The sequence below is a fragment of the uncultured Bacteroides sp. genome (genome assembly GCF_905207245.1).
GTDB lineage: Bacteria > Bacteroidota > Bacteroidia > Bacteroidales > Bacteroidaceae > Bacteroides.
Map to the genome: position 1 here is coordinate 1 of NZ_CAJLKP010000080.1, position 21,464 is coordinate 21,464.

The following is a 21,464-nucleotide window of genomic DNA, read 5'->3' on the forward strand; positions in this document are numbered from 1 at the left end:
ACCCCGGCCGTAGTCAAAGCAACGATGTGCCCATCTTCCGCTATGCCGATATCCTACTGACCAAGTGCGAAGCCATCCTGCGCGGTGGTTCTGCCACCAATGGTGACACTCCGCAGAGCCTGTTCAATCAAATCCGCACTTATGTACACGCACCTCTGATTAGCGCCAATCCTACTTTAGACGAGTTGTTGGACGAACGTGGCCGTGAATTCTTCGATGAGAACTGGCGCCGCAACGACTTGATTCGTTTCGGAGAATATGAGCGCGATTGGGGTTTCAAGAACATTGTCAATCCGGCAGCCAAAACCAAACTGACCAACCGTATTTTCCCGTTGCCACAAAGCATACTGGATACTAATACCAACTGGAATCAAAATAACGGGTACTAACTCAAGTTTCGCAAGCTCAACTTTCGCAGTTGACAAGGTACAAAGTGACAAAGAAAGAATGTCAGCCTGTTTATTAGAATACGATATCCGGGAATCGTTTTTGATACTTTCCCCCTCGTAAACTCGTCAACTGATGCCTTGTCAACTAAGAAGTTGAGCGGCATGCGAAACTTCAATTACTAAATAATTGTTTTCTTTTAGAGTTTCTAAAACCCAAAGCCCCGCATTGCAACCGACACACCCAAATCAGTCGGTTGCGGTGCCCGGCTTTTACCATTAAACAAAAACAACTGCCAATGAAAAGCAAATTGTTCACACTATCCATCCTGTTACTATTTTCTGCAAATACCTTTGCACAGGACACCGGACTTACAGATTACGTCGATCCCCGCATCGGTTCCGAAGGACTGGGACGCGTGTTCATCGGCCCTTCCTGCCCCTACGGAATGGTGAAGCCTTCACCTGACTGCACCCCACGGCCCAATAGCGGCTGGCTACCCATGCCCGAACAAGTAGACGGCTTCTCTCAGGTACACGTCAGCGGAACAGGAGGCGGACCCAAATACGGTAACATCTTGGTAATGCCTTTCGGGGATGGCATGGAGCGAATAAAACATATCGACCACCGCAAGGACGAAACCATCAAATTAGGATACTACTCCACCCAGTTTCAATCCTCCGGCATCCGAACCGAGATTACCACCGCACCTAAAGCATCATTTTACCGATTTACTTATCCCGCAGACTCCCTGAAATCACTGGCTATCGATGCCGGATTTTTCTTGGGAGAAAGTCCCGTGCCCGATACACGCGAAGCCCAACAGTTCGTCGGTTCCGAAGTGCAAATCATCTCCGACCATGAGGTTATCGGTTATACCCGCATCCGCGGCGGATGGAACAACGGACGCGCCTATACCGTATACTTCTACGCCGAAACAGACCAGCCTTTCACCCGTACCGCCACCTGGAAAGCGGATAAGATTACAGATGAAAAATCGCAATACGATTCACACCAGAAGACCGGCGCCTTATTGCGCTTCGATTCTTCCGCCGACGTAGTGCAACTGAAAGTAGGCATTTCCTTCCTCAGCTCCCAAAAGGCACGCCGGAATGCACATTCCGACATTCCCCATTGGTCGTTCAAGACAGTGCACCAACAGTTATTAAGCCAATGGGAAGACCTCTTGCGCCGAATAGAAATATCTCCCCGCACCCCCGAAGCACAGAAACGCATGTTCTACACCGGCCTCTACCACACCATGATTATGCCCGTAGACCGCAGTGGAGAAAACCCGCTCTGGGCAGATGACGAACCTTATTACGATGACTTCTACGCCATTTGGGACACCTACCGCACTTCGTCTCCACTGATTACCCTGATAGACCCGAAGCGCGAAGCAGACATTGTCCGCAGCCTCATCAACATCTACAAACGCGACGGCTACATGCCCGACGCCCGTAGCGGCAACTGCAACGGACGTACGCAAGGCGGTTCGAACGCTGAAATCGTAATAGCCGATGCTTTCGTAAAGGGTCTGGAAGGCATCGATTACGAACTCGGCCTGCAAGCCATGCTGAAAGATGCAACCGTAGACCCCGGCGACCGCCACGAAGCGGAAGGCCGTGGCGGGCTTACCCCCTACCTGCAACTCGGCTATATCCCCTACGGCATCCCGCGTGCCGGAAACCGTACCGTTGAGTATTCCTACTGCGACTACGCCATCGCTCTCGTAGCCAAAGGCTTAGGCAAGGAAGACCTGTACCGCCATTATCTGAAACAATCCGGAAACTGGAAGAATCTGTGGCGCGCAGATTATGAGCATGCCGGAGCCAAAGGCTTTATCCTGCCCCGCGATGAAAAAGGAAACTGGCTGGATGAGATTACCTTCGGAAAATCCAATATACAAAAACCGACCTTCACCTATACCCCCGTCACCTTCGAAGGCCCGTGGTACACTCCCTGGTGGGATATGTTTTTCTACGAGGCTTCTTCCTGGGAATATTCATTAAGTATTCCGCACGACGTAGCCGGACTGATAGAGGCATGTGGCGGTGCAGAGAAGTTTGAAGAACGTCTGGACATCTTCTTCGACCAGGGCTTCTTCAATGTGAACAACGAACCGTCTTTCCTCTCCCCGTGCCTTTATCACTGGATAGGAAAACCACATCGGAGCAGCGACCGCATCCACGAAATCATCGGTAAGAACTATAACGACGGCCCTGTCGGCTTACCCGGCAACGATGATTCGGGAGCGATGTCCTCCTGGCTCGCCTTCCACATGACAGGACTCTACCCGAATGCAGGGCAGGATTATTACCTCATCAACACCCCTTTGCTGGAAGAAACCACTTTCCGGCTGGATAACGGAAGGACATTCCGGATTTCCACCCAAGGACTTTCGGAGAAAAACAAGTACATACAGTCCGCATCACTGAACGGAAAAGATTATCCTTACTCAGCCATACGCCATAAAGACATCATAGCCGGTGGCGAACTGATACTGAAGATGGGGAAGAAACCGGGTGAATGGGGTAAGCATCTATTGTTGAACAAAGAAAACAAAGAATGATGAAGAAACATATAATTCTATCCGCCGTGCTATGCCTGGGATTCGCAGGAAACCTATTGGCACAAAACATTGTTCCCGATACGCTCCTGTTTGTATTCAAGCTGCATGGACAGACGCGGAAGTATGAAATGTCCTTCCGTGAGAAACAAGACTCTATCTACCTGCATTGGGGAATAGAGCGTTATCTGAAGTGGCAATCGGGCAGCTATGCCATGAGTTCCGAATCCGTCAATCAGGGCATCCGCCTCAGTTTCCTGCAACCCGAAAACGGCAAGCACGTAAAGCTCTCCCCGGCAGAAACCGCTTACTTCCTCTCCCGTTCGGCCTACAAGCAACTGAAAGAACAGAACTCATTCGTTTACAACCAGACGACGTATTCTGTCCTGGAAGGGAATGAACAAGCTTTAGGCTGTCCGCTCATTCATGTGAAAGATGCAGTGGAAGGATGTGAGATGTGGATACTGGACAACCCTAAACTTCCATTGGTATGGAGAATGCAGAACAATCCGTTAGGGATTAATTGGGAAGTCGCCATCCAACCGTCTATTTAAAGCAAATAACGTTCCTCAATAATGGTAAGTATGCCATCCTGTTAGCTTCTACCATCTGCAAATCCAAGGGAACATGAAGGTGTGTCAAAAGTTCTGATAAGCGTATCATTTTGTCATCCTGAGCGAAGTCGAAGGATCTCCTCTCTGTGCATTCAGGCGAGTAGATCCTTCACTACGTTCAGGATGACAGAGAGAAAAGTATGAAGTAATTGTGAAGATACACTGAAATGTAATAATCCCCCTACTTTTATTTCTTTTTCTGCCTAATCTAATTACCTTTGTTGCCTAATGCGAGTTCGTTTAACTATAGTTATCCGCAAGGAACACTATAGTACACCTTGCGGATAACTATAGTCAAACGCAAAGTATACTATAGTGTAACGAAACAAAAGTAGCGGATGAGCTACATCCCAACAGGCAACGGGATGCATCGGAATACCTATATAAAACAATTACAGTTATGAGCTTAGAGTACGACCTTTATGAAACGCCCGACATACAGCAGACAGGCGAACAACAACCGCTTCACCCCCGTGTGGTTTTCAAAGGAACCATTGGTCAGGACGAATTTCTGGACCGTGTGCACAAATTCACAGGTTTGAGCCGCAGCCTGCTTGCAGGCGCCATGCAGTCTTTTCAGGATGAATTGAGAGATTTACTTGCCGACGGATGGATTGTGGAAATGGGCGACATGGGTTACTTCTCCGTATCCCTACAAGGGCCTCCTGTAATGAAGAAAAAAGATGTGCATGCACAGTCTATCAAATTAAAAAACATCAATTACCGTCCGGGCAGCCAGTTCAAGAAAGAAGTGTATTGGAAAATGGAACCACGACGTGGCGAATCTCTTACCCGTCCTCAAAAACAAGAACGTGACATGAATAAATGCCTGGAAATAATCAACAACCATTTGGCAAAGTACCCCTGCCTCACCCGTGCCAACTACTGCTACCTAACAGGATGCGATAAACAACGTGCCCTGAAAGAGCTGAATAGCTTCATCAACCGCGGGCTACTGATGCGCTACGGGACAGGCAAACAAGTGGTTTATGGGAAAGTGATGAAGCAGGAATAACTATTCCATCTGCTTCCCAAAGAACGTCTTCACTTCTTCCCATGAGTAATAGGGAGCCTTTTCACTCTTTATCGGCAAAGTCACCTCATTCTCATTCAACAGGAACTTCACCAATACATCATTTTTCTTGTTACGATAAAAGACAAGTTGCAGGTTGGCCCCCATCGGAGAAACGCGATAATCCTGCCATGCCAAGTGGAACTTCTCCATATCCGTCTCCTGATTGCTGCATCCTTCCACTTGCATCAAAGCAAGTAGCCGGATGAGATGGGTATCATGCCCGAAACGAAGGTCCGCCGCAGGAGTTCCCTTCCTGATGGCGGCATCCGCACTCTCCAGAATATTGCGCAGCAAAGGCACAGCGCAGCGAGGCATCAAGCCACCATTCAGCGGAGCGGCAGCATTGCAGACGTACATACGGGCGTTCACCGTCTTCCAGACACCTATCAGTTCTTCATACTCAAAGATGTCATAGAAGGATAAATCCAACTCTACGTTCTGCATATCGGCTGCAATCCAGTAGAGGCTGCGCATCATGGCGTCGGGGTCGGTGATTGCAGCAGGGTTTATAAACAGGGAGGCCATCAGACGTTCCGGACGGACGTTTCTCTTCTCAAACTCCCTGAAACTACTCCGCCACGAAGATTCCTCGGAAGCGAACTTCTCGCCTTCGGGGGAAGTGTAGGCGATATAATCCATATAGCGTTGATACGCTCTGCGGTCTACGCGCAGGGCGGGATTCAGTTCTTTCAGGCGTTCAGTAAAGTAGCTCATGCTCAGAACGCAGCGCACGGAAGTGGACGAGCGGGCATCAATTTGCACATCGCCACGAAATACCTGCGGGAAGTTGCGGAACATTCGTTCGGCTATCTCACGGTGCTGGCGCTCGCCAAGCGGGGTGATGCTGCCACTACATCCGCGAGCGTCTTCCCAGACTTTGTGCAGACGCTCACGGACATCTATACCGAGGGGAGTGAGCCCGGAAGATTGATAAAGGGAGTCGAAGACGGAGACAACTTCCGTATAACGTTCATCCGCCGTCATCCAACGGGAGCCATGACGACCGTAGTGACTGATATAGAAAGGCTCATATCCTGCCGGAACGGGAGTGGATACTTCCGGCGGAGCGGGATAGGCATAATATATGCTTCCTGCTTGTTCGGGGGTTAATGCGGATTGGGAACGGGCGAAGAGACCGCATAATAAACACAGGATAGTTATAATATATTGTCTCATAATTACAGATTTGATTGTTTTTAATTCTTCATTAAATTATCATTCATCATCTTATCACTTTATCATTAAGTAAATGAGCATAATTAATTCATACTTTCTTTCACGAGAGTATCTGTCATGCTGAGCGTAGTCGAAGCATCTACTCTCCTTATGTTTCTATAGGGATAAGATCCTTCGACTACGCTCAGGATGACGGATACTCAATATACGAATTAATTATGAGCATCTACTTAACTTTCAGATTAGTCACATTCTTCTGCCCGATACCTTCGGCTGCGAGGTCCGGTCGGATATCTCCCCAGGTAACTTCACAATCATCTATCAGAATGTCGGATGCCGTATCAATATAGAACCCGTACGTCTTATCATGTACGAAGCCTTCGCCCACACAGGGACGCTTGTCATAAATGCCACCTTCATACGCCGTGCGCTTCTGCAACAGCAGGTTCACATCTTCAAAATAGATATGGTTCACTTTATCGGGCGTATCGCCGCCTACAAAGATGCCGTTCTCGCTGATACACTTGATGTTCGTGAAGTAGATGCGGCTCACCTCTCCGCAACGTCCCTCGGTGGCTCCCTTCGGGAAACGCCAGCCGGCATCCTTATGATTGCCTACAGCACGCGGATAGGAAGTCACGTAAATAGGTTCCGCCTTTCCCCACCATACATCGGAGAAGAACATGCAGTCCACTATCATATTGGAGAAAATCACATTGGTCACCGTCCCCTCATCACGATTCTGAATACCGATACCCCGATTACTGTTCTTAATGATACAGTTATTGAATAATACGTTATTAATCTTATCCATATTCTCCGACCCTATCTTGATGGCACAGGAGCGGGAAACCATGGTACAATTCGTCACCACAACATCCTCGCACGAACCGTATTCCTCAAACTCACGGCGGTTTTTCAGGCAGATGCAATCGTCGCCCGACTCGATATGGCAATTGGCTATGCGGACGTTCTTTGAATGGTCCACGTCGATACCGTCGCCATTGCGTATTTTCAGGTTGTTCAGGATGGAAATGCCGTCGATGGAAGCGTCGTTGCAGCCGATGAGGTGCACAGTCCAGTAGGCACTGTTGCGGATGGTTACATCACGAATCACTGTCTTCTCTATGTTGATAAGCGTCAGCACGTGCGGACGGGGGTCGAAGTCGGTCACCGGTTTCAGTTCGTAGGAGTCTTCCAGTTCTTTGCCCATAAAGGCGACGCCGTTCCCGTCAATCACACCTGTTCCGGTGATGGAGACTTGTTTCAGGTCTTTTCCGTAAATCCACATCATGCCCTCGCCGCGATTGTCGCGGAAAACACTCAGTGTATACGCCGCCTCATCGGGGTTGGCAATCAGACAGGAATTAGGTTCCAGATGGAGATTCACAAAAGAAGCCAGCGCAAAAGGGCTGCACATGAAAGTGTATCCTGCCGGAACGAGAACTGTTCCGCCACCCGACTTGGAGCATACCTCAATGGCAGTTTGTATGGCCGCAGCGTCATCGGTCTTGCCGTCGCCTTTGGCTCCGTAGTCCATAATGTTATAAATGTTTCCCCCGGTCTTCGGGGCGCTGCAAGCTCCTAACAGAAAAAGGCTGCATAGGGCAAACAAAAATACTTTTGCTTTCATAAGTATATCTTTTTAAAGTTATAAGCTATGAGTTTGTCACTCAACCACATCCGGTGGACAGTCTTCCGGGCGTGCGCCCCACTCCTTATTGGGCTCAGGCCCCATCACAAACTCCATCACTCCACCATCCAGAATATCCTGATGGGTAATATAATTACGTGTATAGGGTTTCCCGTTCAGCGTTGCCGACTGGATATAGATATTCTTTTCCGATGCATTCCCGGCTTTCACGGTAAATACATTCCCATTCTCAAGGTTCAGCGTGAGGCTGGGGAAGGAAGGACTGGCAAGCATATAATACGGCGTACCGGGACAGACGGGATAAAATCCCATAGCAGCAAACATATACCAAGCCGACATCTGCCCTGCATCATCATTGCCCGAAAGCCCGCCCGAAGCATTCAGGTATTCAGTTTCCATGACGTGGCGGACGGCACGCTGGGTTTTCCAGGGCTGCCCTGCATAGTTGAACATGAAGGCAACCTGATGGCAAGGTTCATTCCCGTGCCAGTAGCGCCCTTCGCTGAACATGGAGTCCAGTTTGGAAATATAATTATCCTTTCCGCCCATACACTCCATAAGTCCGTAAGGGTCTTGCGGCACATACCATGTGTAGTGACAGGGAGCACCCTCGGTAATGAAGCGGGCAAAGTTGAACGCATTATCGGCATTCAGGAACGTGCCATCGGCATGACGACCCTGTGCATATCCGGTGCGGGGGTCGATGACATTGCGGTAATTGGCGGCACGCTGCATCAAAACCCGGTAATCTTCCGGTTTATCAAGGGCTTTTGCCACTTGTGCCAGCACGAAGTCATCATAAGCATACTCCAGAGTACGCGAAACCTGTTCCTTCGTATGGAATGCATCGGACACACCGTCTTCAAGAGGAATATAACCATATTCCAGATAAGACGTCAACGCACGCCGCCCCATTCCGTCTTTATAATCAGCAGGGTTGGAGGGAGTTTCAAAAGCATTCTTCCTCATGCCCTCGTAAGCCTTTGCAACATCGAAGTTGCGGACGCCTTTGATGTAAGCATCACCTATGGCAGCTATGCAATGGTCGCCTATCATGGCAGCAGTATAACTGTTCCAGCAGGGAAAGATGGGCAACCAACCACCCTGTTCATATTTATGCACCAGAGATTGCATCATGTCTCCCCCTTTGGTGGGGAAAAGCAAATTGACGAGTGGGTGCAGGGCACGATAGGTATCCCACATACTGTAATCTTCATAATAAGTTTCTCCTACGGGCAATCGCTGTACCGGGGTGCCTTTGGCAAAAGAAGGATAACTTCCGTCCACATCATTGAACGCACGCGGCAGGAAGGAGGCACGATAGAAAGCGCTGTAGAACTTCTCTTTGTCCTCAAGATTCTCCGTCTCCACCTGTATGGAGGACAGATGCCGTTCCCAAATGCCATTCAGTTCCCGATGCGTCTTCTCAAAGTCCCAATGGGAGATTTCAGCAACCAGATTCTGCATAGCACCTTCCTGACCGGTAAAGGAAGAAGCGGCTTTTACCAACACCTCTTCGCCCGCTTCTACATCAAATTCGATATAGGCGCCAATCTGTGCTCCTTTCTCCATCCGGATGGTACGGGGAAACAGGGAATCTCCTTTAAATGTCCCGAAGTCCATTATCTTCTTTTGGAAACGGACTATGAAATGCCCACTGTATCCGGCAGATTTTCCCCAGCCCTGATAAATGCGGTGAACGGGATTGTATCCGTAAATCTGATTGTTAATCGTGTCTACTGCAATGTATCCCTCTCCTTCGTCACTGTTGGGATTGACTACCAAATACCCTTTTCCTGCCTTATCATACGTAAAACGGAAGATAGCGGAACGGGAACGGGCGGTCATTTCCGCCTGAATGCCTTCATCCGGCAAGGAAACGGAATAATATGCCGGAGTAGCCTTTTCTTCCTGATGGGAAAAACGGGTGGCACGGGCTTCCGGCTGCGGGCGCAGGGTAGCGAAAAGGGGCATAAGCGTCATCGAGCCGTAATCTTGTGTACAGCCGCCCACAATCCAGTGAGAGTTGCGGAAACCTTGCAGCAAAGTGTCCGCGTAGTAATAAGGAGCTATGCACTTCTGTTCCGTATCCCGCGTTTGGGGAGTCCAGAAGTTCATGCCGTTGGGTTCGAGTACTGCAGGAAGCGTTTGTCCGTATTCTTCGGTACTCTTGCCAAAGGTTCCGGCGGTGTGGGTGATGCTGGGAGAGGTGCCGACACGGGTATCGACATAATCTAACAGCGACTTCTGTCCCCGCCCGTTATTCGGGAGAGAACAAGACGCAATACAGGACAGCGATGCAGCCGCCAATAGCATAGAGCAATATATATAAGCAGTTCGTTTCATTTATATTTTTATATAGATTTTCTTTTTATAGAGCGGATAACCACATGCCCCCATTATCAGCGTAAAAGCAATGGCATAGACCGCAGACGCCAGATAAGGGTTGGTTATCAATGAGTGTATTCCTTCGTAAATGGCAGGCTTGCTTCCGGTGGCTCCGATAACAATCGCTACCACTTCGCTGAGCACGTAGAGAAACAACGGATTCACCCCGAATATCTCGAAGAAGCGGCACCAGTTTTTCTTCTCTTTCATGTCGATGAAGTAAATTAACAGGGCTTGCAGCATGGCAGCCAATCCGCAGGTGACCAGTACAAAGGTGGGCGACCAGATACGTTTGTTCAGCGGCAAAGCCTCCGTCAACACAAAACCGCATGCCATCAGGATGAAGCCGACTACAAACAGTTTCAGCGTTTTCTGCTCCAAGGTTTCCTTAGCCAGAATGAGCTTTCCGCAGCAGAAGCCTATCAATGTATGGGCAATAGCGGACAAAGTACTGGTAAGTCCTTCCGGGTCTACCGGACTTTTATGATAAAGGTGGTCGGCGCCTAACACACTCCGGTCTATAATTGCCAGCAGATTCACATCATCCGGTGCATATCCGTTGCCTATACAGAGCAAAACAGTATAGCCTGCCAGCAGGATGCCAATGAGCCAACCTATATATTTATGATTGACATACAAGGCAACAAAGGAAGCGATGCAATAGCACAAGGCTATACGTGGCAACACCCCCGTAAGCCGGAGATGGGCAAAAGGGAAGAAATCGCCGTCGCAGATAAAATCGAACCAGTGAATAGCCCAACCAATGCATAAAATAACGAAAGTGCGTTTCAATATCTTACGGACTACTGAGCCTGATGCCTGGAAATGGAACTTGCTCAAGGCAATATAAGTGGAAATTCCCATGATGAACAGGAAGAACGGAAACACCAGGTCACAAAGCGTCAGTCCGTTCCATGCGGAATGTTTCAGGGATTCGTAGGATAACTTTCCACCGGAATTATTGACGAGAATCATTCCGACGACAGTAATCCCTCGCAGCACGTCAAGCGAAAGCAAACGCTTTTTGGGCTGAGGATTGAGAGTTGAGGGCTGAGAGTTTTTCATGTTCAACAGGGGTTAATTAATTATCACTAATCACTCACCATCGCCTTCTCAAACACCTCTTTCGCCACATCAACGCTGTTTCCTTCGGAAGCTGAACCATACGGATTCTTCGCCAATGTCCAGGGCTCTTCCATTGCATAATAGTCCAGCTCGACTTCGGGTTTACCGTCCAATTGGTCTTGAAGAGTTTGCCAGTAGGCTGCCCAGCGTTTATAGTAAAAGTCGCGTAAGATGCCATTCCACTCCTTATGCGCATAGTCGCGCAGACCACCATTGTCGGCACATACACGATTGCCCCAGGTAGTTATCTGCACGCGGGCATTCCACTCGTACAAGTCTTTTTCTTCGGGAGTAGTGCCCAGATTACGCGCCTGTTCAATCCAACGGCCTACACGAAACTCGCTACGGGTACCCAAAAGGCGGTCTTGCAACAGCAATATATCCAGGAACTTCTGAGAGTCGCGGGCAAAGCTACGCTTATCAAAGCTCTTGAAATCAGCGATAGTCCGGTTATAAACAATGCGCCCTTTATCAGAAAGAGACTGGCGCACGATGTCTACCAAGTCATATTCAAAGTTATTGTTGCCACGATATTTATCAGCCACTTCGAGCATGAGCCGCGCGGCCTCTTCCGTAACAGTAGGGTCGTAATAGTTCTTCATCTTCGACCAGCTCGATGCCTGGAAGTTATTCATCGAAGGACGCCCGCAAAAGATGGACTCGTGAGGCCCCTGCTGGTTGTTTCCGAAAGGACAATTATAAATGGAGTTGGCAAGCAACGTCCATGCCTTTTCTATCTTCCCGTCTCTCACACCGTAGCGGGCAAAGAGATAATCCTTCAACCATTCCTCCTTGGTGAATTTCTCAGGACGCCAGGGAAGTTCGCACATCAGTTCAAACATAACCGGATTATTCTCCGAGCCTTCCATTGTCAGGCCGATGCCTTTCAGATGGGCAGCCAACGGATTATCTTTAGTCTGGTAGAAGTTATCGAGCAACTGGTCCATGCGGCCGTGCAGACCTACATTGCCACCAAAATTCAGCAACATACAAAACAGCCAGTCATGCTGCTCGTAACCTTTATCACGCTTCCAGATGGAAGGAATTCCCCACATGGGACGGCACTCGCTGAACAAATCCAGTATCAGCAAATCTCCGTTCTGCATATTCTTTATCATTTCCGGACGCGGATTTTCCGTCCAGCCCTGCACCACCCAAGTGGCTTTCGGGTTAACGCGCTTCATGGCTGCCATGATGGATTTGCCTGCCGCATCGAAATCTACCGAAGCGGCATTCTCAGCTTCATGGAAAGGGTCCATGGAATAGTAATCAGCCTTGCCGAAGAGCTTTTCCTGTTCACGATAGTATAAGTCGGCTATCTCGGCAAAACGGGTATCGGTGGGTTGCAGGAAAGCGGGACGCGTGAAGCCGTTCCACAAATCGGATTTCGTCAGGTTCAGCCCCAACTTCTCGTCAGCATCATGGGGAACCATACCCGAATATCCGGGGAAAACAGGTTTTATGCCATATTCACGCATACGCTTCAGGATTTTCTTCTGCAAAGCTTCCTGCTGTGCATACCAAGAGTCGGGATTGGGGCCACCCCATCCCTCCAGATTATTCATGGCCCACCAGGCCAAGAAAGCGGGGCCGGCAATGAAACGGTTTATTTCTTCTTTAGCATAACCCAGTTTTTGAAGCATATTAAACCAGATACACTCTTGTCCCACAGCCGCCAAAGGCATGTTAATGCCATGCAGGGCCATCCAGTCGAGTTCACGTTCCCAACGCTCCCAGTTCCAGAAAGCCATGGTGTAGGAGTAGGTGCAATAATTGAAATCGTAGCGTAGCGAAAGAGAAGTTTCGTGACGCTCTTTTTGGGAAACAGGTGGCAATACCGGAGGAAGTTGTGCCTGCATACCATTCCAGGAGAGGTGAACGCCGGCGTAGTATTTCAGATACCAGTTGATGCCGGTTGCTATATTCACGTAGTTATTACCACGTACGACAACTTTATTACCTTTCTGGTCCAATTCAAAAAAGTCATTCGCATCTTTATTAAGTTCAATGATGAATTTCTTCGATGCGCCCCGGTCTATTCTTTCGAGCAGACCGTTAATAGGATTGGCAGATAAGTGAACCGACAGGACGGTTGCAAACAGAATAAATAAATAGAGTTTGATTTTCATGGTATTTATTGTTCAGGATGATATGCAAAAGTAGGCGTTTTTTCTCTTAGAAAAGGGGAAAATAAGAAAGTTTGGGACGAATATAGTAAAGAACGAGACAATATTACACGTAACAAGCTACGAGTAACAAGCTACGAGCTACAAGTATAGAGCAGCCACTTGTAGCTCGTTACTTGTAGCCCTCTCATTTCTTCCCCAGCTTTGAACTTGGCAGATACCCGAAGAACTCCTTGAAACACTTCGTAAAATATTTGGGGTCGTTGAAGCCAACGGCATAAGCTATCTCAGAAACATTCACATCGCCCGGACCTTCCTGTATCATCCGTTGCGCTACGTTCAGGCGGTAGTTCTTCATAAACTGGCCGATGGGCTGCCCCGTCAGGTCCTGCATCTTCTTGTTGACTAATGTCTTGCTATACCCCATATCGCGCACAAACCGCTCCAGGTTATATTCCGAATCGGCATAGTTCTCCTTCATCAGATTGACGGCATTCGTAATAAACGTCTTGTCCCTCGACTCCTCTTTCACGTGCAGTTCCTCCACGTTGCTGCTTGCCGAGAACATTTTCTTATATTTCCCTCGCAGATTCAGGATATTGCGGATACGGAGCCGAAGCACCTCCTCATCAAAAGGCTTGCAGAGATACTCGTCCACACCTATCTCAAAACTCCTCTTTTCCTGCACATCCGAGCGGAGCGCCGTGAGCATCAGGAACGGGATGTGGGAAGTAGCCAGATTATCCTTGATGCGACGTGACAACTCCATACCGTCCATCACAGGCATCATCAGGTCGCTCACTATTAAATCAACCGTATGCTTCTGAACAATTTCCAATGCCTCCTGCCCGTCTCCCGCCTCAAACAGACGGTAATCTCCCACCAGCAACGTGCGGATATACGAACGCATATCCCGGTTATCTTCTACAATCAAAATAGTTTCTTTCTTCTGTCCATCATCGAACTGCGTCCTATCAGGCATATACCCATCATCGGGCAGTTCCACCACTTCCCCGACCGATTCCACGCTTTCACCGGGAACCAATGGCATCAGTATGCGAAACGAGGCTCCCAGGCCACGGTTGTTGCGGGCACAGATTTCCCCTCCATGCAATTCTACAATCTTCCGGCAAAGGAACAGGCCGATGCCCGTGCCACTCTGCCCGTAAACGGGATATTTCGTACTCTTCTTGGATTGATAGAAACGGTCGAATATCTTCTCCATATCCTCCGTTACCAGTCCATGGCCCGTGTCGCATACACTGATATAGAGCATTCTTTCCGCATCTTCTCCTCTGACGGAGGCCACAAAGATATGGATGCAACCACTGTCCGGCGTAAACTTGATGGCATTGGAAACGAGGTTTACCATCACCTTGCGCATATATCCGGTGTCGACCACCAGAAAGGGCGTGTCCATACGGAAAAAAGTGGAGATTTCAATCTGCCGTTCTTTTGCAAAGACCCTGAAAGGTATGAGTAACTCGGACAGGAACTCGATGAAATTCGTAGAATGGCATTCCAGTACCACCTTATCCATATCCAGTTTCCGGAAGTCCATCAGCTCATTCACCAGTGAAAGCAGATAGCGGGAGTTTCGTTCGGCAATCTGCAACTGCGCCTTTACGCCCTCGTCTTGCGTTTCTTTTAGGGCATGCTCAATAGGACCGTGAATAAGTGTGACAGGTGTCCGGAACTCATGGGTGATGTTCGTAAAGAAAGCAATCTTCTCCTCTGTTATCTCCCTGACGTGCTGTGCCATTGCTTCCAGTTGCTTGTTTTGAACGGCCAACTCCTGTGTACGTAATTCCACTTCCTGTTCCAGTCGCGCTTTCTGTTCCCGGTAGCTCCGGGTTTTTCTTTTATAGAACAAATAAATGGCAAGGCAGGTGAGCACCACCAAAAGCAAATAGAACCAACCGGATTTATAGAAATAAGGAGCGATATCCACTTCTATCTCCGTCGTCCGGTCCGACCATTGACCCAGTTCATCCGTGGCACGCACCTGCAACGTATAGTTTCCAGGAGGCACGGAAGCATAGCGTGCCATGCAGTCGCCCGGCTGAGTTTCGTTCCATTCGTCCTCATACCCTTCCAGGCGATAGGCAAAGCGGATACGGCTGCTGTTACCATAATTCTGCGTAGTGAAACCAATGGAGAAACGATTCTCCTTTTCGTGCAGGGAAATCCGGGGCGACAGGGTTATCGTCTTTTTAAAATAATCGCCACTGGAAGGGTAAATGGTATTCCCGCCGATTGCCAGCGAAGAGAGCTTCACTTGTGAAGCGGAAGGCAATGAGGTTTCATTGTCGGAGTAAACGATGACCAGTCCATCTATCGTAGCCAGATAAATAAAATCATGCCTTGCCGAATAATGGATACCGTTCCAGTAGAATTGAGTAGCAGGCAAACCGTCGGCCTGCGTATAGTTACTGAACGTCATCGACTGAAGGTTCAGGCGTGAGAGACCATCATTCGTTGTCAGCCACAGGTTGCCCTGTCCATCCTCCGCCATACCGATAATGGTGTTATTGGACAATCCGTGACGGGTGGTGTAGCACTTAAAGACAAAATGGTTATTCTTGTCGCTCGTCAACTGATAGAGCCCGCTTCCGTTGCCACCCAACCAGATGGTGCCGTTCCGGTCTTCGAAGATGCTGTTTATCTTTTCCAGTTGTGTAGACTCCGGGCTGTCCAGTTTATACCGCAGGTATTTATAATCAAAACGCTTGTTCGATTTGGAGAAAGAGGGCAGGTCTATAATAAATACGCCTTGCGTGGTACCTATCCACAAGCGTTTCTTCTTGTCTATCAAAAGGGCATGGACAGCCTCAAACTCATTATCAGACTGGTCGAACAATACTCTGGTAAAAGTGTCTTTCCGCTTATCATAGAAGTGTATCCCACGCGTAGAGCCGAACCATATCCCGTGGTTAATCATATCTTCGCAGGCGCTGTTGACGAAGTCACCTTCCAGTTCGGGGATATTATCACAAGTGTAGCGTTTGAAGGTACGGTTATTGGGGATGTTCAGGTCCAGTTCGTTGATACCTACGCCCCAAGTGTATGCCCACAGGCGGTTATCCGAGTCTATCAGGACCCCCATCAGGGTATTGTTGCTAATAGAAGTAATGTCGTTAGGAGAGAAAAGATGGTGGACGCAGGATTTTTTTTCCTGGTTCCACTTCATCAAACCGCGCTCCACAAGTGCAATCCAGAGGTTGCCATCCTTATCTTCGTCTACGGCATTCACTGGTGTAGGGGTATCAGTAGTTACGGAAGCATCTCCGCATGTCCACAGTTCGGTTTGCAAACGCTTCGGAGAAAGAAGGTTAATGCCTCCGGTCTCTGTACCAAGCCAGATGGTTTCTCCATCAGTAAACAGGCAATTGATGGCATTGCAGTTGATGGTGACACTACTCCGGTCGCTGGTCTGGCGGATAAAGGAGAAGGTATCCGTGTCTTTGTGGTAAACGTTCAGACCGTTAAGGGTGGAGACAATCAGATGTCCGCGTTCCGTGAGTTTGATGTCCGTTATGTAAGCCTGACTCAACATTCCGGGACGATGGGTAGAGTAACGGTATCGTTTCAGGCTGCGCTCGGGATGATTGTATTTGAAGAGTCCACGATTGGAACCAATCCACAACACATCACCATCCGCCTGCATACATGAAATGCGCCAGTCTTCACTGAAAGACACCAGACTGTCGGAAAGGATGTCTGCTTTCAGAAGGTTGCCGGAATGTTTCTCAACGCGGCACACCTGATTATCCATGCCTGCACAAACCGCCCAACCAATATCAAGGATGGCATGCACAGGCGATGTAGAAGCATTCTTCAGACAATAATAGTCCTTAACCCCGCCTTTATCATCCAGTTCTATGCACCACAAATCCTTGTTACCGGAAATCCATAAATCGCCTTGTTGGTCCTTGTAAATAGTACTGACATATTCATCCATCAGTTGCCGCAACGGGCTATCCGCAGGAAAGGATAGTTTAACCAGGGAGTAAGTATTCAGGTCAAGAATATCAACTCCCCCTTCGGATGCAATCCACAACCGCCGGAAGTTATCTTCACAAATCTTATGAACGAAGTCGTTCTTCAACCGTATCGGTTCGGTCTGTGTGCCATAATTCAAGAATTGATAACCGTCGTAGCGCCCTATCCCATAGTGCGTGGCAACCCAGACATATCCTCCGGAGTCCTTAAATATATCACTGACAAAGCTATAGGGCAGTCCTGCGCTTTCCGTAATAAACTTAAAGTTATACTGACTGAAAAAGCGCTCTGTGCCTTGAGAAAAAAGCAACAGAGCCTGCATCACAAAGACAAGGAACAGCAGGGGACGAAGGAGAAAGTTGACAAGGGAAGAAGTTGACAAAGAGACAAGGGGACGAGGGAAGAAGGGATGAGGGGGCCAAAGGAATATGCGGCATACAAACTTCGCGCAGCCCCTTATTACCTCGTCCCCTTGTCTCCTTGTCAACTCTCTCTTTCTCTCTCCCATTATTATTTTTTTTCGATCCGGATACGTGCATCCACTGCAATCACATGTTTTTCCGTAGCCAGCAGCGGATTGATGTCCATTTCCTTAATCTCCGTTGCAAAGCGCAGCAAGGTGGAGAGACGCACAATAATTTCCGCAAACTTATCCTCATTCACTCCCTTCTGCCCGCGCGTTCCCTTGATAATCTTATAAGCCCGGAGAGAATGAATCATAGAGTAAGCCTCCTCGTAGGAAAGGGGCGCCAGACCGGAAGAAACATCTTTAAGCACTTCCACAAAAATACCGCCCAGACCACAGAGTACTACGTGTCCGAACTTCGCTTCATACTTGGCACCGACAAACAGTTCCGTCCCTTGCAGCATGGGCTGCACCAGGATACCGGTTACTTCAGGAATCTGCATCATACGCTCAAACTCGAATGCCAGATGTTGTTCTCCTTTTATATTAAGCACCACGCCACCGACATCGGACTTATGAACAGGGCCTACCACCTTTGCCACGACGGGGAAACCTGTGCGGCGGGCAAATGCAAGTACTTCATCCTTATTGGCTGACACGAATTCTTCTACTATAGGGATACCTGCGGCATGAAGCAATGCTTGCACATAATGCGGCTGGATGTATCCGTCTTCGGGGATTGAGTCAATAATGCGGCGGATGCGCGGTACGTCCACACCGAAAAGTTCTATTTCGTTGGCAGCAGGTCGGGGGGCATTCATAATGCGGGAAAGTGCTGTACCCAAGGTTACTTCATCGGCAAAGTTCACATGGCCTTTGGCAAGGAAAGCGGCCACTTCCGCTCCGGCAGTGTTGATGGAAGGCAGAATAGGGAATATCGGTTTACTGCACGTTTGCATCTTCTCATGCAGCACATCGTACATCTCGAACATGGTGACCAACCCCGGCGTTCCGAAGATGGCCAGCACAGCGTCTATATTCTCAAACTTCTCTTCGCAATATTCCAGGCAGAGGCGTAGATGGTCAGGAGTTCCCGTGGCAAGGATATCAATCGGATTACCTACAGCGGCACCGGGGAAGAGTTTGCTTTTCAGCTCATCGGCAACAGGACCTTCCAGTTTGGGTACGTTCAGTCCGCCCTTACTCAGCGCATCGGTCAGCATCACGCCCGGGCCTCCGGCATGGGTGATGATAGCGAAGTTCTTTCCTCTCAGTTCGGGCAAGGTAAAGATGCAACCTACAGTCGTCAGTTCCTCGCGCGAATAGCAACGAACAATGCCTGCCTTACGGAACAGCGCTTCTACAGCAGAGTCACTGCTGGCAATGGCACCGGTGTGCGAAGAAGCCGCACGGCTGCCACTCTCGCTACTGCCCGCCTTAATGGCGGCAATCTTGCAACCTTTCTTTATCAAAGAGGATGCATGAAACAGTAAGCGGTCGGGATCGCCAATGCTTTCAATATAAAGTAGTTTGATTTTAGAGTCTTCTCCCGGCCGGAAATTCTCGTCCATATATTGCAACACGTCTTCCACGCCTATCTGCTTTGCATTTCCCACAGACCAGACGGAGTTGAACTGCAAACCTTTGGTAACGGCACTTTCCAGAATGAAAACGGCCGTCGCACCGGAACTAGAGATAAGGTCTACGCCCTGCGGGTGCAGTTGGGGGATAGGTTGGCTAAACACACTATGATGCCAAGTATTCATCAGGCCGATGCAGTTGGGACCAATCAGGGAAGCGCCGTACTTATTCACAGTTTCCAGAATACGGTCTTCCAACAGAGCACCCTCGTGCGTTTCTTCGCCAAATCCGGCGGAGAGAATGATGAATGCCCGCACTTCCTTCTCCGCAGCAAGCACTTCTACAGCATCGGGACACATCTGGGCAGGAATGGCGAGTATGGCAAGTTCTGTTTCAGGAATGTCCTTCACGTCAGCATACGCCGTCACGCCTTGTACTTCAGTTTCTTTCGGATTTACGGCACGCAGTTCTCCAGTATAACCACCGTTGATAAGATTACGCAGGATAGCACCTCCCGGTTTGTGCACATTATTGGATGCTCCCACCACTACAATGCTGGCAGGACGAAGCAATTGGTTTGTTATCATAGTTCGTTAACTTTAAATTCATGATACAATGAGACAAATATACGCTTTTTATGCAATCCTGCAACGGGAAAGGGAAAGAAAAGAATAGAACTCTGTGATACTCTGTGGTGAAAACTCATTACTGTACGGTTATGAACGAATTTCAACTCCTGATTCACAGAATTAATGTAGCAGCCTCTTTGAATGGCAGAACAACAAATCACCGTTTCCGTCGCGCAGGTGCATCCCGTTCCCTTCGCAATAGCGGAAAAAAGAACAGTCGCCACAAGCATCCTTCTTCATCCAGTCACGATTGCGGAAAGGCTGGAAACGCTCTTCCCAGACCTGCATGAAATCGTCCTGATATATATTTCCCTGATGGAAATCGCTGCGGATGCTGGGACAAGCGGATATGGAACCGCCTATCAGTATAGAACCGACAGTGATCCCGGCATTGCAGGCAAAGAAGTTGTCCCGCACTTCCCCTTCATAATTACCGAGAAAGCCCTCGCAACCATAGCTCAGATGCATCTTCCCCTCTCTACGGGTATCCTTTATGAATTCCATCACTCCGGTAAATTCTTCATCTGTCAACTGAAAATCAGGATACAAAGCAGCACGTCCTACGGGAAAGATGGTAAACATCCGCCAATGGCGGACGCCTATTTTATATAAAGAAGTCTTTAACTCATTCAGATAAGGATAATTACGGCGGTTAACACAAGTCACCACATCCCAAGTCAGTTCAGGCTCGTGCACCAGCATCTTTATGGCTTCCAGAGCGCGGGTGTGGCTTCCGGGATGTCCGCGCAGCCAATTATGGTCTTCGGCAAAACCATCCAGACTGATGGTGACAGAATGGAGTCCGGCAGCCATGAGGTGTTGCAAGCGCTCTTTCGTCAGATAAAGTCCGTTAGAAACCATGCCCCACGGATAACCGCGGCGATAAAGAGCCAGACCAATTTCTTCCAGATCCTCCCGCATCAAGGGTTCACCGCCAGTGATGATAATGCTTACTTTATTGGGATTTACATGAGGGGTAATAGAGTCAATGGTACGCAGAAAGTCTTCGGCAGGCATATCTTTCACTGCCGCCATCCGTTTGCAGTCACTTCCACAATGTTTGCAGTGCAAATTACAGCGCAAAGTACATTCCCAGAAGAGTTGTTTCAGGGGGTGCAACTCTTTCAGGTTATTCCGTATCTTTCGGGCTATTTCCAGGGCAAGCTTTCTTTGTATCGAAAGGTCACTCATTCTTTTTTCTTCAAATTAAAATTCACCTCTTTAGTATCGCTGCCTTCATACCAGCCCTTACCGCCTGTCGGAGTCATCTTCACATCAGTAGAGTCCGCTTTGTAAACACCAGACGGATCTTCGCACACCACGCGGTATCTGCCGTAATTGGTCACTCCCTTATCCTGAAAATCATATTCCCCGTCCTTAGTGTACAAAGTATCGGGGCGATCATAGCCGACAGGTTTGCCGTCATAATCCAACTCCTTCACTATAATTCTTGCACCATCAATAGGCTGCTGTTGTTCATCCAATACTTTACCTTTCAGTCCAAAGTCACAATGAGGCTGCCCGTATTCGCAAGGAGCCTCTCCCATACTATCACATGCACTAAAGCCAAGTAAGACTAATCCGCCGGACAATATCCGGTTGTAAAGATGTAACCAATGTTTCTTTTCCTTCTTCATAGCATTTCTCATGTTTATCATAAAAATGTACCATCATTTAGTAAAATGCGCCCCTTTAGAAAATACTGCACCAAAGATACTCTTTTATTAAGAAT

The 21,464-nt window shown here is 48.6% G+C and carries 13 protein-coding genes; 4 read left to right on the forward strand and 9 right to left on the reverse strand.

What is annotated here, in order from left to right:
* The 4 genes from QZ135_RS19775 to QZ135_RS19790 all read left to right on the forward strand — a co-directional run.
* Positions 1 to 389, forward strand: a 389-nt coding sequence (locus tag QZ135_RS19775; protein WP_294613378.1) for a RagB/SusD family nutrient uptake outer membrane protein, incomplete at its 5' end; no start/stop codon positions are given.
* 296 nt (positions 390 to 685) lie between these two features.
* Positions 686 to 2,959, forward strand: a complete 2,274-nt coding sequence (locus tag QZ135_RS19780; RefSeq protein WP_294613381.1) for a GH92 family glycosyl hydrolase — start codon at positions 686 to 688, stop codon at positions 2,957 to 2,959.
* A complete protein-coding gene (locus tag QZ135_RS19785) occupies positions 2,956 to 3,510 on the forward strand; it encodes a hypothetical protein (protein ID WP_294613384.1) in 555 nt (184 codons plus the stop codon). The genes QZ135_RS19780 and QZ135_RS19785 overlap by 4 nt, the downstream gene beginning before the upstream one ends.
* Before the next feature lie 460 nt (positions 3,511 to 3,970).
* On the forward strand, positions 3,971 to 4,585 hold the full coding sequence (locus QZ135_RS19790; RefSeq protein WP_294613387.1) for a DNA-binding protein: 615 nt from the start codon (positions 3,971 to 3,973) through the stop codon (positions 4,583 to 4,585).
* Here QZ135_RS19790 and QZ135_RS19795 read toward each other — a convergent pair whose 3' ends face one another.
* The 9 genes from QZ135_RS19795 to QZ135_RS19835 all read right to left on the reverse strand — a co-directional run bounded on the left by QZ135_RS19795 (position 4,586) and on the right by QZ135_RS19835 (position 21,369).
* Entirely contained in the window at positions 4,586 to 5,821 is a 1,236-nt protein-coding gene (locus QZ135_RS19795; RefSeq protein WP_294613389.1) for a histidine-type phosphatase, read from the reverse strand.
* A 226-nt stretch (positions 5,822 to 6,047) separates the two neighbouring features.
* Positions 6,048 to 7,454, reverse strand: a complete 1,407-nt coding sequence (locus tag QZ135_RS19800) for a glycosyl hydrolase family 28 protein (protein ID WP_294613392.1) — start codon at positions 7,452 to 7,454, stop codon at positions 6,048 to 6,050.
* A gap of 36 nt (positions 7,455 to 7,490) precedes the next feature.
* Entirely contained in the window at positions 7,491 to 9,821 is a 2,331-nt protein-coding gene (locus tag QZ135_RS19805; RefSeq protein ID WP_294613395.1) for a GH92 family glycosyl hydrolase, read from the reverse strand.
* Positions 9,822 to 10,928, reverse strand: a complete 1,107-nt coding sequence (locus QZ135_RS19810) for a heparan-alpha-glucosaminide N-acetyltransferase domain-containing protein (RefSeq protein ID WP_294613398.1) — start codon at positions 10,926 to 10,928, stop codon at positions 9,822 to 9,824.
* Between the two features lie 26 nt (positions 10,929 to 10,954).
* A complete protein-coding gene (locus QZ135_RS19815) occupies positions 10,955 to 13,117 on the reverse strand; it encodes an alpha-N-acetylglucosaminidase (protein ID WP_294613401.1) in 2,163 nt (720 codons plus the stop codon).
* A 184-nt stretch (positions 13,118 to 13,301) separates the two neighbouring features.
* Positions 13,302 to 17,624, reverse strand: a complete 4,323-nt coding sequence (locus QZ135_RS19820; RefSeq protein WP_294613404.1) for a two-component regulator propeller domain-containing protein — start codon at positions 17,622 to 17,624, stop codon at positions 13,302 to 13,304.
* A gap of 2 nt (positions 17,625 to 17,626) precedes the next feature.
* Positions 17,627 to 19,690 carry an acetate--CoA ligase gene (locus QZ135_RS19825; protein WP_294613407.1) on the reverse strand — a complete coding sequence of 688 codons (2,064 nt, stop codon included), beginning with the start codon at positions 19,688 to 19,690 and terminating at the stop codon, positions 17,627 to 17,629.
* Between the two features lie 162 nt (positions 19,691 to 19,852).
* A complete protein-coding gene (locus QZ135_RS19830; protein WP_294613410.1) occupies positions 19,853 to 20,923 on the reverse strand; it encodes a TIGR04133 family radical SAM/SPASM protein in 1,071 nt (356 codons plus the stop codon).
* Entirely contained in the window at positions 20,920 to 21,369 is a 450-nt protein-coding gene (locus tag QZ135_RS19835) for a radical SAM-associated putative lipoprotein (protein WP_294613413.1), read from the reverse strand. Before QZ135_RS19835 ends, QZ135_RS19830 begins: the two co-directional genes overlap by 4 nt.
* Positions 21,370 to 21,464 lie beyond the last annotated feature (95 nt).